The organism is Mesorhizobium sp. M0830, from assembly GCF_040319965.1.
GTDB lineage: Bacteria > Pseudomonadota > Alphaproteobacteria > Rhizobiales > Rhizobiaceae > Mesorhizobium.
The window spans coordinates 20010-40531 of sequence record NZ_JAMYOR010000031.1 but is presented as its reverse complement, the minus strand read 5'-3'; the positions used below and the strand labels follow the sequence as shown (position 1 = coordinate 40531).

The 20522-nt window shown below is 60.3% G+C and carries 26 protein-coding genes and 1 pseudogene; 6 read left to right on the top strand and 21 right to left on the bottom strand.

The window, feature by feature from the left end; all coding sequences use genetic code 11:
* Positions 1–81: 81 nt before the first annotated feature.
* The 6 genes and pseudogenes from NKI20_RS19010 to NKI20_RS18980 all read right to left on the bottom strand — a co-directional run bounded on the left by NKI20_RS19010 (position 82) and on the right by NKI20_RS18980 (position 2997).
* Positions 82–330: an FAD-dependent monooxygenase family protein gene (locus NKI20_RS19010; RefSeq protein WP_352833013.1), complete on the bottom strand. Its 249-nt coding sequence runs from the start codon at positions 328–330 to the stop codon at positions 82–84.
* A complete protein-coding gene (locus NKI20_RS19005) occupies positions 327–611 on the bottom strand; it encodes an FAD-dependent monooxygenase (protein ID WP_352833010.1) in 285 nt (94 codons plus the stop codon). Before NKI20_RS19005 ends, NKI20_RS19010 begins: the two co-directional genes overlap by 4 nt.
* 80 nt (positions 612–691) lie before the next feature.
* A pseudogene (locus NKI20_RS19000) lies at positions 692–898 on the bottom strand (FAD-dependent oxidoreductase); the annotation flags it as partial.
* Positions 899–1389: 491 nt separating this feature from the next.
* The gene (locus NKI20_RS18990) at positions 1390–1692 is read right to left on the bottom strand and encodes a DUF1330 domain-containing protein (RefSeq protein ID WP_023759977.1); all 303 of its coding nucleotides are present in this window, start codon (positions 1690–1692) and stop codon (positions 1390–1392) included.
* A gap of 217 nt (positions 1693–1909) precedes the next feature.
* Positions 1910–2158 (bottom strand): hypothetical protein, encoded by a 249-nt coding sequence (locus tag NKI20_RS18985; protein ID WP_352731574.1) that lies wholly within the window; start codon positions 2156–2158, stop codon positions 1910–1912.
* Between the two features lie 74 nt (positions 2159–2232).
* On the bottom strand, positions 2233–2997 hold the full coding sequence (locus NKI20_RS18980) for an ATP-dependent DNA ligase (RefSeq protein WP_352833005.1): 765 nt from the start codon (positions 2995–2997) through the stop codon (positions 2233–2235).
* Positions 2998–3051: 54 nt separating this feature from the next.
* On the opposite strand from NKI20_RS18980, the gene NKI20_RS18975 reads away from it, so the two are divergent.
* Positions 3052–3459 (top strand): GFA family protein, encoded by a 408-nt coding sequence (locus tag NKI20_RS18975; RefSeq protein ID WP_352833002.1) that lies wholly within the window; start codon positions 3052–3054, stop codon positions 3457–3459.
* 340 nt (positions 3460–3799) lie between these two features.
* Here the strand turns inward: NKI20_RS18975 and NKI20_RS18970 are convergent, their stop codons facing one another.
* The 3 genes from NKI20_RS18970 to NKI20_RS18960 all read right to left on the bottom strand — a co-directional run bounded on the left by NKI20_RS18970 (position 3800) and on the right by NKI20_RS18960 (position 5429).
* On the bottom strand, positions 3800–4126 hold the full coding sequence (locus NKI20_RS18970; RefSeq protein ID WP_352833062.1) for an ankyrin repeat domain-containing protein: 327 nt from the start codon (positions 4124–4126) through the stop codon (positions 3800–3802).
* On the bottom strand, positions 4093–4488 hold the full coding sequence (locus NKI20_RS18965; RefSeq protein ID WP_352832999.1) for an ankyrin repeat domain-containing protein: 396 nt from the start codon (positions 4486–4488) through the stop codon (positions 4093–4095). Before NKI20_RS18965 ends, NKI20_RS18970 begins: the two co-directional genes overlap by 34 nt.
* A gap of 488 nt (positions 4489–4976) precedes the next feature.
* Entirely contained in the window at positions 4977–5429 is a 453-nt protein-coding gene (locus NKI20_RS18960; RefSeq protein ID WP_352832996.1) for a YybH family protein, read from the bottom strand.
* A gap of 928 nt (positions 5430–6357) precedes the next feature.
* Between NKI20_RS18960 and NKI20_RS18955 the strand changes: the two genes are divergently transcribed.
* On the top strand, positions 6358–6552 hold the full coding sequence (locus NKI20_RS18955; RefSeq protein WP_352832993.1) for a hypothetical protein: 195 nt from the start codon (positions 6358–6360) through the stop codon (positions 6550–6552).
* A gap of 8 nt (positions 6553–6560) precedes the next feature.
* Here NKI20_RS18955 and NKI20_RS18950 read toward each other — a convergent pair whose 3' ends face one another.
* The 5 genes from NKI20_RS18950 to NKI20_RS18930 form a co-directional block, all read right to left on the bottom strand.
* Positions 6561–6968 carry a hypothetical protein gene (locus tag NKI20_RS18950; RefSeq protein ID WP_352832991.1) on the bottom strand — a complete coding sequence of 136 codons (408 nt, stop codon included), beginning with the start codon at positions 6966–6968 and terminating at the stop codon, positions 6561–6563.
* A 667-nt stretch (positions 6969–7635) separates the two neighbouring features.
* Complete coding sequence (locus NKI20_RS18945; protein WP_352832988.1) at positions 7636–7791, bottom strand: hypothetical protein; 156 nt, start codon at positions 7789–7791, stop codon at positions 7636–7638.
* Positions 7792–7843: 52 nt separating this feature from the next.
* Complete coding sequence (locus tag NKI20_RS18940) at positions 7844–8215, bottom strand: c-type cytochrome (RefSeq protein WP_352832985.1); 372 nt, start codon at positions 8213–8215, stop codon at positions 7844–7846.
* The gene (locus NKI20_RS18935; protein ID WP_352832982.1) at positions 8212–8415 is read right to left on the bottom strand and encodes a hypothetical protein; all 204 of its coding nucleotides are present in this window, start codon (positions 8413–8415) and stop codon (positions 8212–8214) included. The genes NKI20_RS18940 and NKI20_RS18935 overlap by 4 nt, the downstream gene beginning before the upstream one ends.
* A 77-nt stretch (positions 8416–8492) precedes the next feature.
* A complete protein-coding gene (locus NKI20_RS18930) occupies positions 8493–8669 on the bottom strand; it encodes a hypothetical protein (protein ID WP_352832979.1) in 177 nt (58 codons plus the stop codon).
* 147 nt (positions 8670–8816) lie between these two features.
* Between NKI20_RS18930 and NKI20_RS18925 the strand changes: the two genes are divergently transcribed.
* Positions 8817–9992: an acyltransferase family protein gene (locus tag NKI20_RS18925; RefSeq protein WP_352832976.1), complete on the top strand. Its 1176-nt coding sequence runs from the start codon at positions 8817–8819 to the stop codon at positions 9990–9992.
* 77 nt (positions 9993–10069) lie between these two features.
* Here NKI20_RS18925 and NKI20_RS18920 read toward each other — a convergent pair whose 3' ends face one another.
* Positions 10070–11185 (bottom strand): acyltransferase family protein, encoded by a 1116-nt coding sequence (locus NKI20_RS18920; protein ID WP_352832973.1) that lies wholly within the window; start codon positions 11183–11185, stop codon positions 10070–10072.
* A 345-nt stretch (positions 11186–11530) separates the two neighbouring features.
* Here NKI20_RS18920 and NKI20_RS18915 point away from each other — a divergent pair, with 345 nt between their 5' ends.
* Positions 11531–11743: a hypothetical protein gene (locus NKI20_RS18915; RefSeq protein WP_352832970.1), complete on the top strand. Its 213-nt coding sequence runs from the start codon at positions 11531–11533 to the stop codon at positions 11741–11743.
* A gap of 111 nt (positions 11744–11854) precedes the next feature.
* Positions 11855–12019 carry an IS1096 element passenger TnpR family protein gene (locus NKI20_RS18910; RefSeq protein ID WP_352731591.1) on the top strand — a complete coding sequence of 55 codons (165 nt, stop codon included), beginning with the start codon at positions 11855–11857 and terminating at the stop codon, positions 12017–12019.
* Between the two features lie 162 nt (positions 12020–12181).
* On the opposite strand, the gene NKI20_RS18905 is transcribed toward NKI20_RS18910, so the two are convergent.
* The 4 genes from NKI20_RS18905 to NKI20_RS18890 form a co-directional block, all read right to left on the bottom strand.
* Positions 12182–13501 (bottom strand): HlyD family type I secretion periplasmic adaptor subunit, encoded by a 1320-nt coding sequence (locus NKI20_RS18905; protein ID WP_352832967.1) that lies wholly within the window; start codon positions 13499–13501, stop codon positions 12182–12184.
* A complete protein-coding gene (locus NKI20_RS18900) occupies positions 13498–15261 on the bottom strand; it encodes a type I secretion system permease/ATPase (protein WP_352832964.1) in 1764 nt (587 codons plus the stop codon). The genes NKI20_RS18905 and NKI20_RS18900 overlap by 4 nt, the downstream gene beginning before the upstream one ends.
* Before the next feature lie 48 nt (positions 15262–15309).
* Entirely contained in the window at positions 15310–16815 is a 1506-nt protein-coding gene (gene eglC, locus NKI20_RS18895) for an endo-1,3-1,4-beta-glycanase EglC (protein WP_352832961.1), read from the bottom strand.
* A 467-nt stretch (positions 16816–17282) separates the two neighbouring features.
* Positions 17283–17501, bottom strand: a complete 219-nt coding sequence (locus NKI20_RS18890) for a hypothetical protein (protein WP_352832958.1) — start codon at positions 17499–17501, stop codon at positions 17283–17285.
* A gap of 81 nt (positions 17502–17582) precedes the next feature.
* Here NKI20_RS18890 and NKI20_RS18885 point away from each other — a divergent pair, with 81 nt between their 5' ends.
* Positions 17583–17804: a hypothetical protein gene (locus NKI20_RS18885; protein ID WP_352832955.1), complete on the top strand. Its 222-nt coding sequence runs from the start codon at positions 17583–17585 to the stop codon at positions 17802–17804.
* A 175-nt stretch (positions 17805–17979) separates the two neighbouring features.
* Here the strand turns inward: NKI20_RS18885 and NKI20_RS18880 are convergent, their stop codons facing one another.
* Together NKI20_RS18880 and NKI20_RS18875 are read right to left on the bottom strand one after the other, a co-directional pair.
* A complete protein-coding gene (locus NKI20_RS18880) occupies positions 17980–18294 on the bottom strand; it encodes a YMGG-like glycine zipper-containing protein (protein ID WP_352832952.1) in 315 nt (104 codons plus the stop codon).
* An 810-nt stretch (positions 18295–19104) separates the two neighbouring features.
* Positions 19105–19455 (bottom strand): hypothetical protein, encoded by a 351-nt coding sequence (locus tag NKI20_RS18875; protein WP_352832949.1) that lies wholly within the window; start codon positions 19453–19455, stop codon positions 19105–19107.
* Between the last annotated feature and the right edge of the window lie 1067 nt (positions 19456–20522).

The window sequence follows — 20522 nt, the reverse complement described above, 5'->3', positions numbered from 1 at the left end:
AACGACCATCTTCAGCATTCAAGTGGACGCAAGCGCGTCCGCGACCTGCCGATCAGGATCGAGCAGTTGCTCGTTTGAAATCTATTCCTTCAATCCGGCTACGCGCTCGAGCAGAGGCTTTTGCAGAATGGGGAAGGAACCGATCGTCAACATGACGAGATTCCTGCATGTCTGGACGAAGCTGTTGGTCGACTGCGCCGTGGACAGAATACGTTCGCTCAAATCGATCCAGCGACCTCCCACCGGTCGACGCTCGTCCGTGTAGCCTGCAAGCGTGCCATCGTTGAAACGCCGGGCGAAGCAAGCTGTATCCTCAATACCGAGATTCATACCGCGCGCGCCAAGCGCGAGTGCGCATGCGCGGCATCGCCGCCGAGGAAGACGCGGGCGGTTTGATAGCGGGACGCCTGTTTTGCCGGAATGTGGAAATGATCGGTCCGCAGCAGCTGCGACACGCTATACCTGCCCGGCACATGCGCCAGCGCGTCAGGTGTGTTTGAGACCGCGCGAAAGCGGTTGCCGCCGATCGGTATGATGAAGCCGACGTCCCCGTCTCGATGCAGGAAAGCCTGTGCCGCGTCCACCTCGTAGGGCGGACGCGATCTCCGCATCGGTGATGCTCCATCGCCGCCTCGATTGTGACGAGCTCACGGGTTCCTGCATGGAAATGCGCGTGACGCACCTTGAGCCCCTCTGCGAGCAGCTTGCTGCTCACCCCCGCCGCTTCGAGAACATCCAGGCTATGTGAACTGATGCCGACGGCCTTGCTGAGCGGCGTAGGTCCGTCCTTCTTGTCTATGACGCGGGGATGGGCGCCTCTTCGCGCAAGCTCCAGCGCCGCTGTCAGCCCCGTTGGGCCCGCGCCGACGATCAGGATCGAAGCTTCTTTTCCGGGCACGACCGCCGCCTTCTCCTAGCCTGTCCGCACCGTTCGGCACTTTGTCGTAATGGAGCGCATCCCAGGAACAGAGGTTGCGCGCCAATTGAGCCACCCAACGTCAGCTCGTGCCCTCCGGTTTTCACGCACTGAGCGACATGGCCGGCACGACAGGCTCCTCATCGTCGGCCGTTTCCTCCAAGTCGCAATCGGCTTGCCGAATGGATAAGCCGACAGGCGGACAGATCGCAGCAGCTCGAACCTTGGCTGGGTTCACCCAACCAGAACTAGCCGAGCGATCGAAAGTCTCGGTGCCGACCATCAAACGAATGGAAGGCAGCGACGGTCCTGCAGTCGGGATGGTCAATAACGTCGAGGCCGTGTGCCGCGCCCTCGAATCTGCCAGCATCGAGTTCATCGCCGAGAATGGCGGCGGAGCCGGGGGTGAGGCTGTGGAAGAAACGACGCTGAGGATGCCCAACGGTCGTCGGGCCCGCTGGCCGCCCACATGGTCACGCCGCAGGCGTAGCAATCCCTTCTAACGCAATGATCCTGGTATTTGCGGAACGTTTGCGGATCTCGATCAGCCGGGCATATTCAGGAGAATTGTACCAGCCCATCAATGACGCCATGTCGGGGAATTCAACAATGACCAGTCGGTGTGGATCCCAATCACCTTCCAGAACCTTGGTCGCACCACCACGACCCAGGTATCGCCCACCGTAGCGCTCTTCGGTGGCCGGAACGTCCCGCCGATATTCCTCGAATAAGGCAGCGTCTTTTATGTCTACATCCGCGATCAGATAGGCGGCCATTTGTGTTCCTCCCTTTGACCTAGCTCGCGCTCCTCGGCTCCGGCGTGATTTCCACGACCCGCACTTTCTCGCCGTTGTCTCTGTGCACGCAAAGCCCGCGCCACTTGCGGGAGGCGCGGGCCGATCAGGAGCCGGTGAAGGTCGTCCCGATCATCAGCAGCGATGGGGTGAGCATCGTCTGCCACTGCACAAATAGTTAGAGGTCGCTAATGTTCCGTCAAGCCGGTTTGCCCGGTGTTGGCTGCACCGGTCCTGTACCGTGCCACCTAATGAACGACGCATCCTTGCCGGTGATATCCTTGACCGTCTTCAACAGCGCCTCATGCGTGTTTTGCAGCGAGCGGTAATGCTCGCTGCTTGGCGACAGACGCAGCTGGACGATGCTCTTATGCAGCCGTTCTGCCTCGGCCAAAAAGTGGTCAATCTCGGCTTGTGAAAGGTGCTTGGATAATTTGGTCCCGGCCATTGGCGATCTCCGTTGAATGGGCGCCGCAACTGGAGGATTATATTCCTGTATCCAGCGAACCGCCAAGACCGTTTTTAGGACTCTTCCCTGAAATTCTGCACCGACGCATGGCGCAGCTTGCGCTCACCGCGTAGCGTCCTGACGCTCGCCTTGATGGGCTTGACCCATTCGACGTCCGGAGTGACTACCGCACTCGGCAGGCCCTCCTGCTGGGCTGCTGCGGGCCTGCTGCACACGTTTCCGTAGCCGGTCCTTGATTGTTTGGTCGTGGCGATCACAGCCTTGCCAACATACTTCCCGTCCCGTGCAAACAGCCCCTCGGTCCACTTGCCGGCCTGTCGCTTCACGCCAATCAAATCAAACTCGGCGATGTCCCAGCACTTGATTTTCAGCCAGGCCTCATTCTTGGCGCCGCTGCGGTAGGAGCTTTCCCGTCGCTTCGACACCATACCTTCGAGGCCCATTTTCTCGGCTGCCTCGAAGAACTCGGCACCGCCACCCTCAACATGTTGGCTGTACTGAATGATGCCTTGTGCCGGCTTGATCAAATCCCACAGGATCGCCTTGCGCTCTCGCCGTCGAGGATGAAGGATTTCGCCTTTAGCTTCTCGGCAGCCGCGACAAATCGGCCAGTAGCGCTTGGACCAATCGATCCCGGCGCGGGTGAATGCCCGAGCGCCAGCCCAGTCGAGAATGATCTGGGTGCGAAAGCCGTCTATCTCGTGCAGCCAGTCGTCGCTGACCGGCGGCGTCTCGACCAGGATCGGTTCCTGCGGCTTGATGAACTTCAGCCGGTCTGCGGCGTTACGGATGCACTCGATCCTCCAACTGCCAGACAAGGCGCCCGGGCTGATTTGGTTGCATTTTAGCGAAATTGAATGTGAGAACCGTCGATGAAGGAAACAACACGTGATAAGGTGTCATCGGGACATTGCCTATGCGGGGGAGTGCGCTACGACATCGCAGGCGAGCTTGCCCCGCTGATAGCCTGTCACTGCTCCCAGTGCGCGCGAACAAGTGGCAATTTTGCGGCCATGGCGGCCTGCCGCTCGGCCGATCTCATGCTGATGACCTCGTCCACGCTCAGGTGGTACCGCTCGTCGCGTTACGTCGAACGCGGCTTCTGCTCGCGCTGCGGCGGCAACCTGTTCTGGAAGGCGGCGCCTGGCCTGCAGACCTTCGTCGCGGCTGGTACTCTCGACCCGCCGACCGGCCTTCGGCTTAGCAAACATATTTTCGTCGGCTCGAAATCCGACTTCTATGATCTGACTGACGGCCTTCCAAAGGAGCAGGCAGGTTAGAGGGGTTAGAGAACGCACGATGGCCCGGCCACGCTGCCGGTATGATAGCTAGGAGCGCCAGGGATCGATGCGCCTCTTTCGGGTTGTTGGCCTGGTTATCGACCACGGATCCCCCGCGATCTTGCCGGCAAGCTGTTCCCCGGCCTCGCATGTTGGCTTGGGCGTAGGGCTTGGGATGGCAATCGCAGGTCAGTGAGGGGGTAGCTTCTATCCGACGGGCAATCCGCGCCGTACGAGCCGTGTTCCCGCATCTGCGCGACTTCCGCATCCCCTAGTCGCCCTATCACCAACCCGGCATCTCGTATGTAACCAGACGAGATAAAATATTCCTCGCACCAAATCAGATTTTTCCGCTTCTAGGGTCTCTAGGGCAAAGCGCGTTGGCTTGTGCAGCCCGCACCGTTTGAAAGCCTCCGGTCCCTGAGAACCAAATCATCCTGGCACTGCTGCTCTGTAAACTGGCCAAACCCATAGCCAACTTCATCGAGATCGGAGCTGGCGTTGGCAAGACAACGCCGTGCGACAAGAGATAGTCAGCGACTTCGCGTTGCCCCGTGAATTTTGCCAGATGGAGCGGTGTCTTGCCATCCTTTGTCGCCGCATTCACGTCCGCGCCGGCCTCGACCAGTGCCTTCACGCAATCGAGACAACCGGATCTGACAGCGATGTGGAGGGCGTTTCGCGGGTGCGCTGCGAATTTGGATTTGCGCCCCCATTCAGCAACAGATTGACCAAATCGATCCTGCGTTTTGCCAAAGCCGGCATGAGGGCAGGACCCAAACGCGAGTCCGTGACGGCGTTGACGTCGGCACCGCGCGCCATAAGCAGTTTTGCCGCCGCAAAATGCCCGTCCCTATCCGCAAGATAAAGTGGTGTCGCGTGCCCATCGCTCTCATCGACGCTGGCCCCTGCATCGAGCGCCGCCGCGATCGCCGTGACATCGCCCTTCATGGCGGCGTCGTGGATGGCAGCGGCATGCGACACAACCGGGATGTGTGCAAGCAGTAGTGAAATGAACAGCAAGGACATGCGCATTTGGCATCTCCCAAGGCAAAACGCGTGGGCGCTACGCTTTCGAGGGAGTCAATGCCACGAATGCCTGATCGCAGCCACTCCCACCGTGCCTAACAACAAGGTCGTAAGGTCCCCATCATCCGGGTCATGAGACTTGTTGCGCTAGAGGTCCGCTTTGAGGCCGCTAACTTTCTTGCTTTCATCAAGGTCGTGGCCATCCGGCTCGGCTCTGGCTTCGGGTAATCCACGAGCTAGGTGGTGAAAGCCTGACGCTTGGTCCCCGACGCGTAGGGCATCTCAGGGTGGAAGTTACCGTTCGACCCGTCAGTTGGAACGAGCAAGTAGCGCCATTTGCTACCCTTCATGGCGCTTCTCCAGACCTGCCGTTCGCGGTGCGGCTGATGCGACTCGATGGTGCCATTCCCGGGGATCGCGGCGGGGCCACCCTTCCCGCCGCTATCGGTCTATCTGCTGCCAGCAACCGGGCTGGAACCGAAGAATGCCTATTTTGCAGGATTGTCGTTCCAGATGTCGCGATAAAGCTCCCAGTTGCCGTTCTGTGCTTTCTTCCAGACGACTATAGACTTGCCAGCCCCGTCCACCTGTTTGGAGTCTTTGCCGGGGATCTTGAACGAAACGGCGCCCTGCTCAAACGCGAAATCTCCGCTCTCCACCACCTCAACAGTTGTGATTTTAAGATCGGAAACGCCATAATCAATTACGCCCTGCCAAAACTTCTGAATATTGTTTCGCCCGTCGACTCGCATCGCATTCGGCGGCAATACCATCGCGTCCTCAGCATAATGCGATGCCACGCCAGCGGCATCCTTGCTGTTAAGCGATTTCGCGAACGCGGCATTGCTGGCTTCAATGGCGTCTTTGGCCGACTGGGCATTGGCTGGTCCGAGACATAGCGCGGTGATGGCAACGACCAGCATGCAGTGCTTCAATGTCATTTTATCCTCCCTTGCTTTGTTCTAATTGCCCCCACCGAGGTTATTTTCAGCGTACTGCGGCGGCCGCGCGCCCGACAGGGCGCATTGAGGCATGCCGGTTCATCAAATATGATACTGTCGATCCTTGTCGGATGAGTCGTTCTTCTGAACGGTCTGTCGCTCGGTGGTCGACAGATCTGCCCACCAGCTGACGTACTCAAGGAACTCTGCGACGGTCATCTCATCGAAGTTGGCAGGCACGCGGACGCCCACAACCTGACCCCCGGACCGAACGACTGGTCTCGGTCTTCGATGATTCAACTTCCCTCGCTCGTATGCCCACTTGGAATGTCGGTCCCACGCGATCGTGAGCCCGAAGCCAACCGCCGGTTCCGGTAAACGTCGGCTATCGGGGCGGCGAAATGGGCTGATGAAGGTCGGCTTCGCGTCATGAGTGTGAATTCAACCGAAGGCGAGTGAACTTCCGCTTAGGGTTCGGATCTTGTCGGTCATCGCGGGGTACCAAGCGTCAGGCTTTCACCACTAGGAAGCTGGAGCATTGATCAATACTCCACGACGTCGAACTGCGAGCCGATCTGGTTGGTGAGACGAGCATGGCCGCCTGCGCCCCGTCCTGGCCCGAGCAAGGGCTGGGACGGGTTGCTGTTGGTGTTGCTTAGGTGGAGTGGGCGGTGGCGCGGAGCGTGGCCAACGCAGGTGCTGGGGCACCACCCACCACCTCCCGCGTCGGCCACTGCGGCGTTTTGAGGGGGTTGCCGCAAGAACGGAGTTAGAGCGTGCCAACCAGCCGGCAATTCCGCTATTGCCTTTAGTTAAAAACGTACCGGAGAAACCCGTTGTGGTCAGGCAGGATGCGATTAAGAATTAAAGGCGTCACCGGCTCGGCTGTTAGGACGTCGGTGTTTGAGAGTTCTGTGTGCTCCCGCCCTTGATCGGATTTGGCGTTGACGGCTGGGTATCGGCTTTTGACTGCGACATCCTGCGCAGCGCCTTCATAAAGTGCGTCATCGAAGAGAACATTCCCGAAGATCAGTGGCGCGCGCTTGCTGCGAACCTGATAAGCGACTTCACGGATAGTGATGATATCGATCCTAAGTTGCTGGAATGGATCGTGAGGAAGTAGCGGCGGTATCAGAACCCGCTCGCGCGGCGGCGGATCTCGGCCTGGACCTGGGGCTCGAATTGGCCCGAATCCTCGTCCTCAATCTCGTTCGCGAGCAGCATTTGGACCGCCTCGGCGATCTCAGCCATTTCGCGATCGGTGAAGGCCAGTGGGTCGCGCGGGTCACGCCAAGGGGTGGTGGGCACGTCGTCGTACTTGAACCTACGCTCTAGGATCACCCTATAGTGGAACGGGTCGATGCACCGGGGTTCGTCGCAGACCGTATCGTCGCGCCGGATCTGGTAGTCGGGGTGGTTCGTGAGGCCGAGCTTCACACGGGCCGGGTTGCCGGTCGGGAAGAGGTGGGGGCGACCGCCACGCATCTGGCCGTGCCAGATGAGGTGGCATTCCCAAACATCGAAATGGTCAACTTTCATCGGCTTTAGTAGAACATGGTACTATGAGTACAATATTTTGCAGTGAGCTTCGAATGAGAACCTGATTGATGTTTTGGAACCTTTTTCCCTCTACGCAAAGGGGAAGAAAGAAAAAAGAGAGATATTCAGATGTGGAAAACCGTCACCATAACGGTTTCTGCATCACTAAGTAGAATGCGCTAGCTGCTTGGCTCTTCACGCGAGTCAGGGACAAGTACCGAGACTGGTACAACTGGCGAACTAAAAAGGTCTATGGCGCACCCAAGCTGGCGCTGTACGTCTACACCTTAGAAAACCCAAATGGTCAGGCTCATGCCAACTGGGTGGTCTACGTCCCTCCGGCGCTGAGGGCCGAGTTTCTGCATAAGCTGCCGGGGTGGGTGAGAAAGGCGCAAGGCCGTACCCCAGGCCAGTTCGACGTTCATGCACAAGATGTCGACGAGTCGACTTACAAAAGCCTCGGTAAGTACATCAACAAGGGCATTCGCGAGAGGTGTGGGCGATATCTTCACATCATCCCCAGCGATCAGGGCCGCATCTTTGGGCGACGAGCCTGCTCAAGTGCGGCCATCAACAAAGCCGCGCGCTCGGCTGCTGGTTTTGTCCCTAAAAGAGACCGCATCCAGTGGCCCAACGCCGAGAACAGGAACTCGACGGAAGATGTCGCCTAGACGAGGGTCCGGCTGATGTAAGCGATCAGCTTGCCGGCCTTGGTTGAGGAGAGATCGGTGAATCCGCACCAGTAGCAGGGCCCGATCTGGAAATAGGTGGCGGCGATCTCGCCGGTGAGGCGCTCGCACGAAGTGGAGCGTGCGGTCGTCACGGGCGCTAGGACGTGTACCCATAAACAACGATCAGTCGATCAACGTTTTCGATCAACCTCGGACATTGATCTGCCGAGCGGGCAGTGGGATCGGCTTGTCACTGAGTGTACGCAAGTAGGCGATCACGTTGACCCGTTCGGTCTCGTCCGGGACACCAGGCGTCTCCATCTTTACGCCCGGCGTGGTGAGCATGGGCGCGAAAAGATATCTGTTCAGATCCTCGTACGTCCATTCACCCTGCCAGCCTAGCAAGGCGTCGGAGTAACGCATATTTGTCATAGATGCCTCGTCGCGGCCGACGACACCCCATAAGTTCGGTCCCGTTTTGTTTGCTCCCTGTGGCTCGGCATTGAGGCAGCCGTGACACACATGTGTGAAGTAGGTTCGGCCTTTCTCGACATCGGCAGCAGGCGATGACTTCATCGCCGACCTTCGTCTCCATGAAATGACCCCTCCTGGCGCGATGACGATGTATTGCTTGCCGTCGACTCATTGGTCATCGGCGTCGTCTGGCCGCCGGCCGGAAGGTCGTCCTGCCAGACCTGCCTTCCGGTCTTGATGTCGAGCGCGCGCAGCTTGTTGTCGGTGCTCGCGGCGATAAAGATCAAGCCGCCGGCCGTCACCAGCGGACCGCCATTATTCGGTATTCCGATGGTTGTTAGCGGGCTGCATGGACGGGATGCCGAACGGGCCGTTGTTGTTAGCGCTGCCGAGCAGCTTGTCCCACAGGGTCCTGCCTGTCTTGAGGTCGATGACGGAACCGGCGCAGGTCGTCGGTGGTCGCTGTGTCCGGCGAGCGCCCGAGAAACGTCGCCAGGGCGCCGATGTCGCGGAGATAGTTGCGCTGCGTTTCCCCTGAGAAACGCCGTCTGTACATGTCGTCGATCAGCCGCTGACGAAGTGGACTTCAGTCTCCCGCCCGCTTTTGCGTAACAGCGGAGAGCAATTCGTCATCTTGCGGCGGGTTGACAATCCGGCCTCGGCCGCCATGCTGCACTGCAACATTTCTATCTCGGAGTCCGCAATGACAGATATCAGGTCATCGCGCATCGAATGCCTGGACGGGCTTCGCGCGCTCGCGGCGATCTGGGTGCTTGTCGGGCATTGCCTGCTTCTGACTGGCTGGCGTGTTCCCATCGTCGGCGAGCCGGATCTCGGCGTCGATCTCTTCATCATGCTGTCGGGCTTCCTGATGGTGTTCCATTATCAGTTGCGCCAGGACAAGGAGCCTTGGCAAAGACCGGGAACATGGCTGAAATTCTGGACGCGCCGCTACTTCAGGATCGCGCCGCTGTTCTACGTCATGCTTTTGCTGGCACTCGTGCTTGGCCCCTATCTCTACGACTGCAGGATGATCATCGACGATTTCCTGTCGAGATCGCATCAGGCGCCCGAGCGCTATCTCGACAGCGGCCTGAAGAACATCGTCGCACATCTGACGTTCCTGTTCGGCCTGGTGCCAGATTTCGCTTACCGCACGCCGCTCCCCGACTGGAGCCTGGGGCTGGAGATGCAGTTTTACGCAGCCTTCCCGGCCATCATGCTGTTGGTGCGCAGGTTCGACTGGATAAGAAGCGCCGGGCTGGTCGCCGCGGTTGGCTGCATCATCGTGTTTGCGCTGGATCGATTGTCGGTCCATTTTCCGATGCCGTCGTTCCTGGCGCTGAAGATGCAGATATTCCTGTGCGGCATGCTGCTGGCGGGCGTCGTGCACCAGAGCCAGCCACGGCCGATCCTGTACCTGGCCTTGGCGCTGCTGCTGGCGGCGCTGCCCTTCGGCGGCGACTACGGATTGGAAAAGCTGCTGGTGCGTGAAGTGCTGGTGGCGGGGTTCTTTGCCCTGGTTCTTTACCGCATGCTGCCAGGGGCGGCGGGAACGCTGGCGAGGGCGATAGCCATGACGCTCAGCAACCGGTTCTTTCATCTCATGGGCGAGCTTTCCTTCAGCATCTACCTGATCCACCTGCTGGTGTTGCAGCCTGTCGCGGCATTCGTCATCAGCGAATACGGCCACGGGCTGGCGGCGCCGCTGCGTTTCGCGATCGTCGTTGCCGTCGTCCTGCCGACGGTGACTCTTTTGTCCTGGGTCACCTACAATCTGATCGAGGTTCCCGGCCAGAAGGCGGGTCGCTTCGTCGTCCGGCGCTTTGGCCGCAAGGGCGGCGCGCCGGCGCTGGAGAGCGTCAAGCGTAGCGCGTGATCGTGCGCCGCCGATCGCAATCGCGTCGGCCAAATCGGCACGCTGCCATCACACGACCGGCGGCGAACCAAATCCAGCTAAAACTGTGTCACGCCCTCTCGTGCGCGCCAAAGTGAAAGCCACTGCCGCAGCAATGTCCGGATGTTCTTGTCGTAGACATAATGCGCGAATGCAGAGATCGCGATGATGACGAGGGATGTTCCCAGAATGAACGGCAAGCCGTGCTCGTTCCACGAGGTCCCGGTCACGGATTCGACCACGGCGTTCGAAAGGCGGATGAGCGGAGTGTGAAGAACATAGAGGGCATAAGAGATATTGCCGGAGAAGAGCGCAATCCAGCGCCAAAACCCGGATAGCCGCAAACGGGAGGCGACGAGAACGAGCCAGGGCCAGACCAGGGCTATGATTGCCAGACTGTACAATTGCACATGTTCGACGGGTCTGAAGATCATGAGCAGGCCGCATAGCGTCAGGAGAAACGGCATATAGAGATTGCCATCCCGACTCTTTCCGGTCGCATATCGGTTGAGAAAGACCCCGAGAAAGAACGAGAACGCGATCCGGGCGGGAGCCGCGATCGTGTCGTCCCAATGGGCGCCGCCCCCAAGGACGAAACCCTGCCAAGCCAGAAGCACCAAGGCCAGGAAGGCAGCACCGACAATGAGCTGAAGTGACCGAGCAGCCAGCCTTACGGCCAGCGCGGCAAAAACGGCGTTGGCGACGAGTTCATAAAATAGCGACCACGCTGGGCCATTCAGCGGGAAAAGCACGTCGGGAAATGTCGAGAGCGACGGCGGCGTGGGTAAGAAAAGAACGGAAAACCCAAGACTTGCGAGCAAATCCAGCCGCGAATTCGAACTGAGCCCATGCGCTGCGACGATTGCACCCACGCCGATCACGGCCAGGCCGACCGCGGCAAAATATAGCGGATAGAGCCTGAGAAGACGGATTTCCGCGAACTCCCAAAACGACATGCCTTTTCGGAACTTGTCGTCGTAGGCATGGGCGATCACGAAGCCGCTCAACAGGAAAAACAGGTCGACGGCGAGGAACCCGGACGGCGCCAGATCATATCGCCGGCCCGTGAATTCGGTGAAGTGGCCTAGCATCACCACAACAGCAGCGATGCCCCGGAGACCATGCAAAGCGTCGAAGTGGGCCGTTTCCGCCCTTGGTTCTGGCGTTTTGGTCATTCCGTATCCGCGTTACTTCGTCCATCTACGCATGGATTGCTGCAACGCACAAGAACGTTTTGCGACGCACACTCAACCCACATCCAGGAGCCACACATGGCCATTGCAGAAGACTCGATCAGCCGCGCCCGCGACTCCTTGTCCGCCACCCGGGGAAGCTTCTGGTGCATGAAGCGCTGGCGGCGGGGTTCTTTGCGCTGGTGCTGTACCGCATGCTGCCGGAAGCGGCGGGAACACTGGCGAGGGCGATGGCCATGACGCTCAGCACCCCGGTCTTTCATCTGACGGGCGAGCCTTCCTTCAGCGTTTACCTGATTCATCTCCGGGTCTTGCAGCCCTGTCGCGGTGTTCGTCATCAGCCAATACGGCCATGGTGCGGCGGCGCCGCTGCGGTTCGCGACCGTCGTTGCCGTCGTCCTGCCGACGGTGACCCTGCTGTCCTGGATCACCTACAATCTGATCGAGCTTCCCGGCCAGAAGGCGGGCCGCTTTGTCATCCAGCGCTTTGGCCACACGGGCGGCGGGCCGGCGCCGGAGAGCGTCAAGCGCAGCGCGTGATCGTGCGCTGCCGATCGCAATCGCGTCGGCCAAATGGGCACGCTGCCATGACGCAACCGGCGGGCAACCAAATCAGCTAAAACTGTGTCACGCCCTCTCGTGCACGCCAAAGTGGGCGGCGTCTGGAGCTATGAGGAGCTGCTGGCCATTCTGGCCAATCTCACCCAGCCCGAACACGCCGAACGGATCGACTGGATCGGCCAGGAGTTCAACCCGGACGACTTCGATCTGCAACACGGCCAACACCGTGCTCGCCGCCCGGTTCACCAAAAATAGCTGCCGCCCGTTAAGCCGTCCCCGGCACCAAACGTTGGGACGTGAGCAATTACGCACGCTGAGGACAACGCTTACCGCTCCGCAAGGAATCGTGCATCGCATGGCGCATAATGCACCTATCGGAAATGAAATCAAAATCGGAATGTGAATTGGCGCATGAAGCTACCGCTCGGCGAATGCCCGCGCAAACGAGTCCATCATCGGCCGTGCGAGATACTCGAAGAAAGTCCGGTCGCCGGTATTGATGAAGGCTTCGACCGGCGTTCCGGGATAAAGCTGCTCGGCCTTCACGCCGGGCGGCAGGGCGTCGGCAATCTTGAGCTTGGCGCGGAAATAGGGTTCATGCGTGACTTGGTCGACCAGCCGGTCGGCGGAGATCTGTGTGACTGTGGCTGAAACCTCGGGCGTCAGGCGCATGTTGAGCGCCGACAATCTGAGTTTCGCTCGCTGGCCGACACGCACCTGATCGACATCCTTCGGCCGCAGCTTCGCATCGACGTTGAGACCCGATGCCGTGGGCAGAATCTCCATGATCTTTTCGCCGGGCGCGATCACGCTGCCCTTGGAATTATAGATCGACGACACCACGATTCCGGCTACCGGCGCCTTGATCGTCGTGCGCTGAAGCACCGCTTCGGCCGCCCTGATCTGTTCCCCGATATCGGCGAGGTTGGTGCGGACCTCGTTGAGCTTGGTCAGCGCCTCTTCCACGCGTTGCGAGGTCAGGCGCTCGACCTGCACCTGGGCTTCGACGATCTGGCTGTTGGCCGCGGCAAGATTTGCCTCCAGCGCGCCGGCCTGGCCGACGAGATCGGCTTCGCTGCGCAGCAGCTGCGAATATTCGGTGCGGTTGGTGAGGCCCTTGTCGAGCAGGCCAGTCTTGATGCCGAGCTCCTTTTTTACCACCTCGGACTGCTGCTCGATGGCAAGCTTCTGGGCGTCCAGGCCCACGACCGACTCGCGATCCATGGCGACCCGCTGCGCCATGATCGACTGTTCCGACCGGAACCGAGCGAGCCTTGCATCGAACTCCTTTTGCTGTTCACGGATCAGCTTTTGGAAATCCTGCTGGAACGACGCCGGCGCTGCCTCGTTGATCGGCGCCAGCCTGTCCATCCCGTCGCGTTCGGCCTCCAGCCGCGCCATGCTCGCCTCGAGCGCGATCGACTGTCTGGTCAGCCGGTTGAGCTCGGCCTGTGCGGCTGTCTTGTCGAGGATGACAAGGTCCTGGCCCTGCTGCACGCGATCGCCCTCGTGGATCAGCAGTTGCTGGACGATGCCGCCTTCGGGCTGCTGGATGTGGATGTTGCCGCCCGTTGCGGAGATCGTGCCCTGCGTGATCACCGCGCCGGAGAGCGGCGCGGTGGCCGCCCAATAGCCGAAGCTGCCCGCCAGCAGCCCTATGGCAACGTAGCCGGTGAGGGCCACGCGCCTTATGTCGGTGCGCGGCTGGCCGTTCCTGGCAAGGCTCTCGGCCGTCATCGTGTGGGACCGAAGCGGATGTCGTGCGTGCGAATCGTCGGCGCGAAGGACCCGGTCACCACCGTGCTCGGCCGGGCCGGAACACCCTTGGCGACGCCATTGCTGACCACAGGCTGCCGCAGCACCTCGGCGCTCGGGCCGAAGGCCTCGATGATGCCGCCGCGCAAAACCATCACGCGATCGCAGGCCGTGGCGATGGACGGGCGATGCGTGATCACGATAGTCGTGACGCCCGCGGCTTTCGCCGCGACAAGCATCGCTTCGAGCGCCGTTTCGCCGCTGCCGTCGAGATTGGAGCTGGGCTCGTCGAGCACGAGGATCCGCGGGCCGCCATAGAAGGCGCGCGCCAGCCCGATCCGCTGGCGCTCGCCGCCCGAGAGCGTCCTGTCCGAAGGCCCGATAATCGTCTGGTAGCCGTCGCGCTGCGCCAGGATCAGCTCATGCGCCTCAGCGCGCCGCGCGGCCTCGACGATAGCGGCATCCGCCGCCTGCGGGTCGAAGCGGGCGACATTGTCGCCGATCGATCCGGGGAAGAGCTCCACCTCCTGGGCCAGGTAGCCGATCTGCTTTCCGAGCTGTCTTTGGTCCCAGTTCCGGAGATCGGCGCCGTCGATCCGGACCGAGCCGCCGGTCGGCTGCACAGCACCGATGAGCAATCGCGCCAGCGTCGATTTGCCGGCGCCACTCGGGCCGACGATCGCTATAGCTTCGCCGGCGCGAACCGCGAAGTTCAGCCGCTTGAGGATGGGTTCGGTGCCGGGCCGTGCATTCGGCGCCATGAAGAAAACGTCCTGCACCGAAAACGTCCCCGACGGGTCGGGCAGCGTCAGTTTGCGCGCTTCAGTCGGATGCGCCGCAAGTGCCGTCTCCAGCTGCTTCCAGGCTCGCCTGGCGTCGACGATCTGCCGCCAGGAGCCGATCAACTGGTCGAGCGGCTGCAGCGCGCGCGACGACACCAGCGAGGAGGCGAAGATCATGCCGGGCGTCATCTGCCCCTCGATCACCAGCCAGGCACCGGCGCCGAGGATCGCCAGCTGCAACATCATGCGCAGCGCCCGCGAGGCGGCGCTGAAGATCGCGTTGGCGCTCGAGGAGCGGTCATAAAGGGTGAGCGCTGCCCCGACATGCCTTCCCCAGACGCGAGCGGCATTCTCGACCATGCCCATGGCGCGCAGCGTCTCCGCATTGCGGGCAAAGACCTGCTCGGCGTGGCTGGCGAGCGCCGAACGCTCCGTGGACAGCGCATCCTTCCTGCCGATGGCAAGCTGGTTGGCCGCGACCAGCGCAACGAGCAGCGCCGTGCCGGCGAGCGTCAGCCAGAACAGGACGGGATGGATGAGATAGAGGAGCGCGAGGAACACGGGTGCAAAGGGCAGGTCAAACAGCACAGCCACACCGCGCGACCTGATGAAAGCGCAGACCGAGGCGAGGTCGCGCAGCGGCGATCGGCCGCTGGCATATTTGGGCGCCAGCGAAAGGGCGAATGTCCTCGCGCCGAGCTTCCTGTCGACGGCGGCCGCGACGCGCTGCGTGTAAACGGCACGCACTGCGTCGAGCAAGCCGAGGAAAGCAAGCGCGAGGACCGCGATGGCCGACAGATAGACAAGCGTCTCCACACTGGACGACGGCAGCACGCGGTCATAGACCTGCAGCAAATAGAGCGGGATAACCAGAACCAGGATGTTGATCAGCAGCGAGAAGACGCCGACATCGGCGATGGCGCGCAGGAACACCGCGCGCAGGCTCGACGATCCAGTCATTTCTGCCGCCGCTGCATGATCCCGAGACATCGAACCGGTCGCCTGATCTTACACGTGGCCACCAAATTCGGAACCACCGTGGTGCAGTGTGCTGTTGCCGAAGCTGTGCGTGGCAACGCTGTGCGTGGTGGTGCTGCTGCTGCTGCTGACGAGCAGGGGGTTGGCCTGCACAGCGTCCAGCGTATAGGCGTGGATGTAGTCGATCTTCATCTCGGCCGGCGTGGCGAGATGGTCCGGTGGCGCGCCGGCTTGCCCGCCGATAGCAAGATCGACCAGCATGTACATGGGCTTGTTCATGTCGGACGGTGTCGCCGCTTCCGCAACCTGCACGCCATCATACGTCCAGATAAGCTTGTCCGGTGTCCACAGCACGCCATAGGTGTGGAAGCCTGCGGTATCCATGACGTTCACCGTGGTCGAGACCTTGGTGTGCGTTCCCGTCTCGTTGGAGTGCGCGGTCATCACAAGCGAGTTGGGCTTCTGGCCGTACATTTCCACCGCGTCCAATTCCGGCGGCCACGAGCCGTCTTCCGGCAGCAGCCAGAAGGCCGGCCAGGCGCCGGCGTGCTCGGGCAGGTCGGCGCGCATTTCGAAATAGCCATAAGTCTGCGAGAAGGAGTCGTGCGTCGTCAGGATGCCGGATGTGTACTCGTAATTGTTGATCAGCGGCTTGATATCCGCCGGTGTCTGCGCGGCAGTGATGGTGAGCACGCCGTTGTTCACGCTAAACGGGTGGACGGAGCTCGTCGGGACATAACTGGCGTCGATATACCACTGCAACTCGCCATTGCCGGTCAAGGTACTGCCGTTGGGCGCCCCCCACCAGAAGTTGGTGTCCCACGTGCCGCCTTGGCTATTATGAAGGCTCAGTACGTTGAAATCGTCGTTGAAGGACAGGGTCATTCCGACCTTGTTGATCGGCAGCTCGAACTGGCTGGGCTGGAATTTGTCGATGGTCCTGTCTTTGAACTCGAGGATCTCGCCGGATCCGAGATTCAAGATCACATTCGGTCCAGCCTGAATCATGTTCGCGTGGATGACGTCGAAGGACATGAACCCATAGCCATCGAGACGGACGGTGTCGGTCGCGGCGAAATTGGCGATCAGGTCGCTTCCGTTGCCGTTCGCGATGATGAAAGTGTCGTAGCCGCCGCCACCGTCGATCAGAACATCATTGCCCTTGCCGCCGTCCAGCGTCTGGTGGCCGGCCTTGGCGGTGATGATGTTGTCCAATCCATTTCCGAATGCATAGTTGTTGGCGTTGGTTACGACCAGATTCTCGACGTTGCCCGGGAGCGTGTAGCTCATCCATGTGCTGATCGTGTCGATCCCCTGGCTGCCGGCCTCCGCCACCTTGTTGCCTGCCGCGTAGAGGTAGTAGATGTCGTCGCCATAGCCACCGTGCATGGTGACATTGACACCAGATGCTCCGTAGAAGGTGTCGTTTCCGGGGGTGCCGTACAAGTCCGATCCAGCCCCTGAGGCCGAGAACCAATGACTTGAAGATCCACTGTAGGGAAGAGGAACGCCTATAGCGTTGACGATCGTCGCCATAACCCAGACCCTCCTCGTAGTGCGTGACCTTGCCTGAAACCGTCGATGCGCGTTCGACCGATCACTGCCGAACCAACTTGTTATTCAAATGATAGTTTCACGGAATAACCATGTAGTACAGAGAAAAAATCTCCACGGATCGATTAACAGGTAGAATGAGGGAATTTGCCAATACAACTTAAGCGTGAAGCCATGCCAATTTTATACAATATTGCTGAATTTCTGCCTAACTGGTTCGGCAGGCCGTCGCGGGTGAACGCATTTGTTTCAATGTCGCCGCTCTGACCTGGGCGGCGGTTCGAATCGGCCAAGCCTTCGGAAGCACCCATAGCTTTGGAAGCGGCACCACGGTGAATGCCACAGGGGTCCGTGGCTGGGGAGCCAGTTCTCATCCATGTTGCCGTTGAGGTCGGCCGCGCCGAGCCACCGCTGTGAGCCGGAAACAGCCTTTCGCCTGTTCGACCTTTTTATTCATATGCCTCTCCCAGGTCATATTTAAAAAACGAATATGCCTCGAGCGTGCCGGCAGACCAATTAGACCGCACAGGCGAGGTGTCGGCGATCGGCGCATTGCCGCCTTTCATGTCACGATGACCGGCGCCGCTCACGCCTTGCCCGTCGCGATCGACTTCAGGAACGCCGCCAGTCCCCTTCGACACCGCCGCCTCGAAGCCCGCTTCGCACATGGTTTCGATCGCGGCCGCCGTCGTGCCGCGACTCGTGACCCTTGGCTACCATTCCTTCAGCGTCACCTGATCCACCTGCTGGTGTTGCAGCCTATCGCGGCATTCGTCATCAGCCATATGGCCACGACTGGCGGCGCCGCTCGCTTCGCGATCGTCGTTGCAATCGTCCTGCCGACTGTGACCCGTTGTCCTGGGGTCACCTATGATCTGAACGAGGTTCCCGGCCAGAAGGCGGGCTGCTTTGTCGGCCAGCGCTTTGGCCGCAAGACCTGGCCAGCGCCCGAGAGGACGCCAGCCGAGTAGGGGCGCTGCCAATCTCCCCTTGAGGCGGAGATGTTGCCGAAGGCGACAGAGGCGGTCGTAGCGCCGCGTTCCGGCGGCGATGAGAAAGAATGCGCGACCGCGGCTTCTCGGGCTGCTTTGCCGCGCGTCCTTAACTTCCGAACCGAGGACGACGACAATCAGATACCATCTCTGGTTAGTAGTCGCCGTTGTAGTACCGGTCGTCGCAAGGTGCCGTGTAGATGCGGCCGTAGCGATCCTGATAGCGGCACATCTGCTCGCCGCGGCGCTGCGGGGTGGTGGCTGAGCCGACGACCGCGCCGAGCAGGGCGCCGCTGGCCGCGCCGATGACCGTGCTCTTGGTGTTGCCGCCGATTGCCTGGCCGACGAGGGCGCCGCCGGCGCCGCCGATCAACGCGCCGGTTCCGGCCCGCTGCTGGCCCTCGGTCTGTGCGCAGCCTGCCAGTGCTGCGGTCATCAGCACGGCGGCTATGGTTTTGTGAAAGGTCATGTGAGGTCTCCCTTGAAGGCCTGAAATCCCTATGGCTCGTCCCGTGCGGCCGCATTGCGGCGGAACGGGGGCACGGGGCCTCACGAAACAAAACATGGTTTCTCGGGCGTTGATTGAGGCTCGCCTTCGAGCTTCAAGGATCGTGCCATAGCAACAAGGCGCCATTCGACACAATGTCGATGAAATTGTAACAAAATTCCAGCGCCAGTCCGTTAGGTTGGCAGGTTTAGGCAACGTTCAAACTGCCTTTTAGGCGCTGGATGATGGAACAGGCCCATACGGCCCGTCGAGCTGCAGATGGCGCGTATTCATCATAGATCCAACGCACTGTCGCAATTTCATCGGGTGGTCCAGGTGTATGATGTGTGCTTTTCGCTGGTCTTCCGGAGCGGTTTTGGCAACACCTCACCTCGGGGGCACGCACCGGCAGCCTGGCCCACAGGAAAGCGTTTTCCAGACCTGGACTTTCGATGAGCGAGTGCTCGAGGAAGCAGCAACGCAGATGATAACTCACGCAACGCGTCGTTAAATTGTTGCCTGAAAAAGGTGCGCGGCAGCAGGGTGCCCCTTGGTGTCTTGGTTTATGTAGCGATCCATGCGCTGTAGGCGGCTGGGCTTACTCCAGCGGCCATAGAGCTGGCCGAGTGTCTCAATTGAGGGACCAAGTGTCGGCCTATAACAGGCGGATGGGCCTGGATGACAGGTCGAACGAGTTGGGCCAAGTCTTTCTTTGCCAGGCATTCGGCGGCATGCTCGAAGAGTGTCAGAAGATCGGCCGCTGATCCCACGCCTCTCAGGGTGCCGGGTCGTCTATAGCCGTTCGATTGGCTTGTGACGCGGCGGGGCTGACAGTTTGCCCGACTGGCGCCGATCTGGCCATTTTCCCAACAGCGGGGCCGTTTCGTTTCCGCTTGCCGAGGTGCCTATGATCGGGATCAGCGATCCTTCCGTCTTGTTGGTGGTGCTCCGAGATTTCAGCTGCTCTATCTCGTCATCACGCCGTGCGATACGGCTTTCAAGATTGGCGATGCGTTCTGTCAAAAAGTAGCGGCCCACGGCGAACCCTCCGCTGCCAAAGAGCAAGGCCAAGATTGCAAAGGGTGCGGGATTGGCGATTACCAACGTCGCATTCGCCTGAAGGAAATCGATCAAGTCATGCATGTCCAAGTCTCTCAATTTCTCGGTAACTTGTGGAGTTCTAATCTCGCAGGACCGGCCCCGGTCGCCACTGGTGCAGAAAAGTGCAAGCTGAACAGAGCCGTTTTCCGTAGCGCTTGATGAGTCCGGCCGGCCTCTCACCTCAGGATCCTGTGAGCATTTTCTTGGTACGGGGCCTGCATAACCGTTTGCGGCAGCGCCACCGTCGGCTTGCCGGGTGTCGGGATCTTTTCCACGCCATGTCGGCCGTCGTAGGCAATCAACATCATCCCGGGCCGGCGTCGGACGACAGCGTGCAAGCGGCTGCTGACCATCGCATCCGGAGATCGGCCCCCGGTTTCGATGCGCGTTCCTCCCGGCCCTAACCTCCGGTCTGAAATGTCCTCGGCGGCGTCCACATTTAGCGACTAAACTTTGTGTCGGCCGCGCGAATTACCCGTTCTACAGGGCTATACGGTACAAAGCGAGTTGTCGCTGAAGCGCCTCATTGTTAGCAATGAGGGGCAGCAACGCGACAATGACGTCGCCGAGCCATATCAATAGTCCACCGAGCCCTGTTTCCAATTCAGGCATAGCCTCACCAGTCGGCGTGCCTCGGCGCTTCCGCATAGCCTTTTCTGCTCAGATACTGCCACGAATAAGGAACATATTCCTCTCTGGTCAAGGCTCTACCTGTTCACTTTTTGTTCATGTTTGCAGCGGCGATTGTCCCTTGGACCAACCGAGCCAAATCATAGGAATATAATCGTGACAGGCCGGCAGATCACCAAATCGAGGAACCGCTTACAATCGGCAACGTTGGGGCGAATGGAATACGCTTCAAAGGTCGCATGGCCTTGAACTGGCTCATAAGCAGGCGGTGCACGAGCCGAACGCGCCGCAGATGCGAAAGGTTATTGACGAAGGGATAGCCGGCCTAGCTACACAACTCGTAGGGAGCATGACCAGTGCGGCGCGGCTTGTGGAGAGGGCTGCCGCACTGGTCACTCTTTCACGGGGACAACCGCAATCTAAGGGCACGTCAGCGCCCGCGCAATTTCGCCAAAAGGATTACCCAGCCGTAGGGGAAT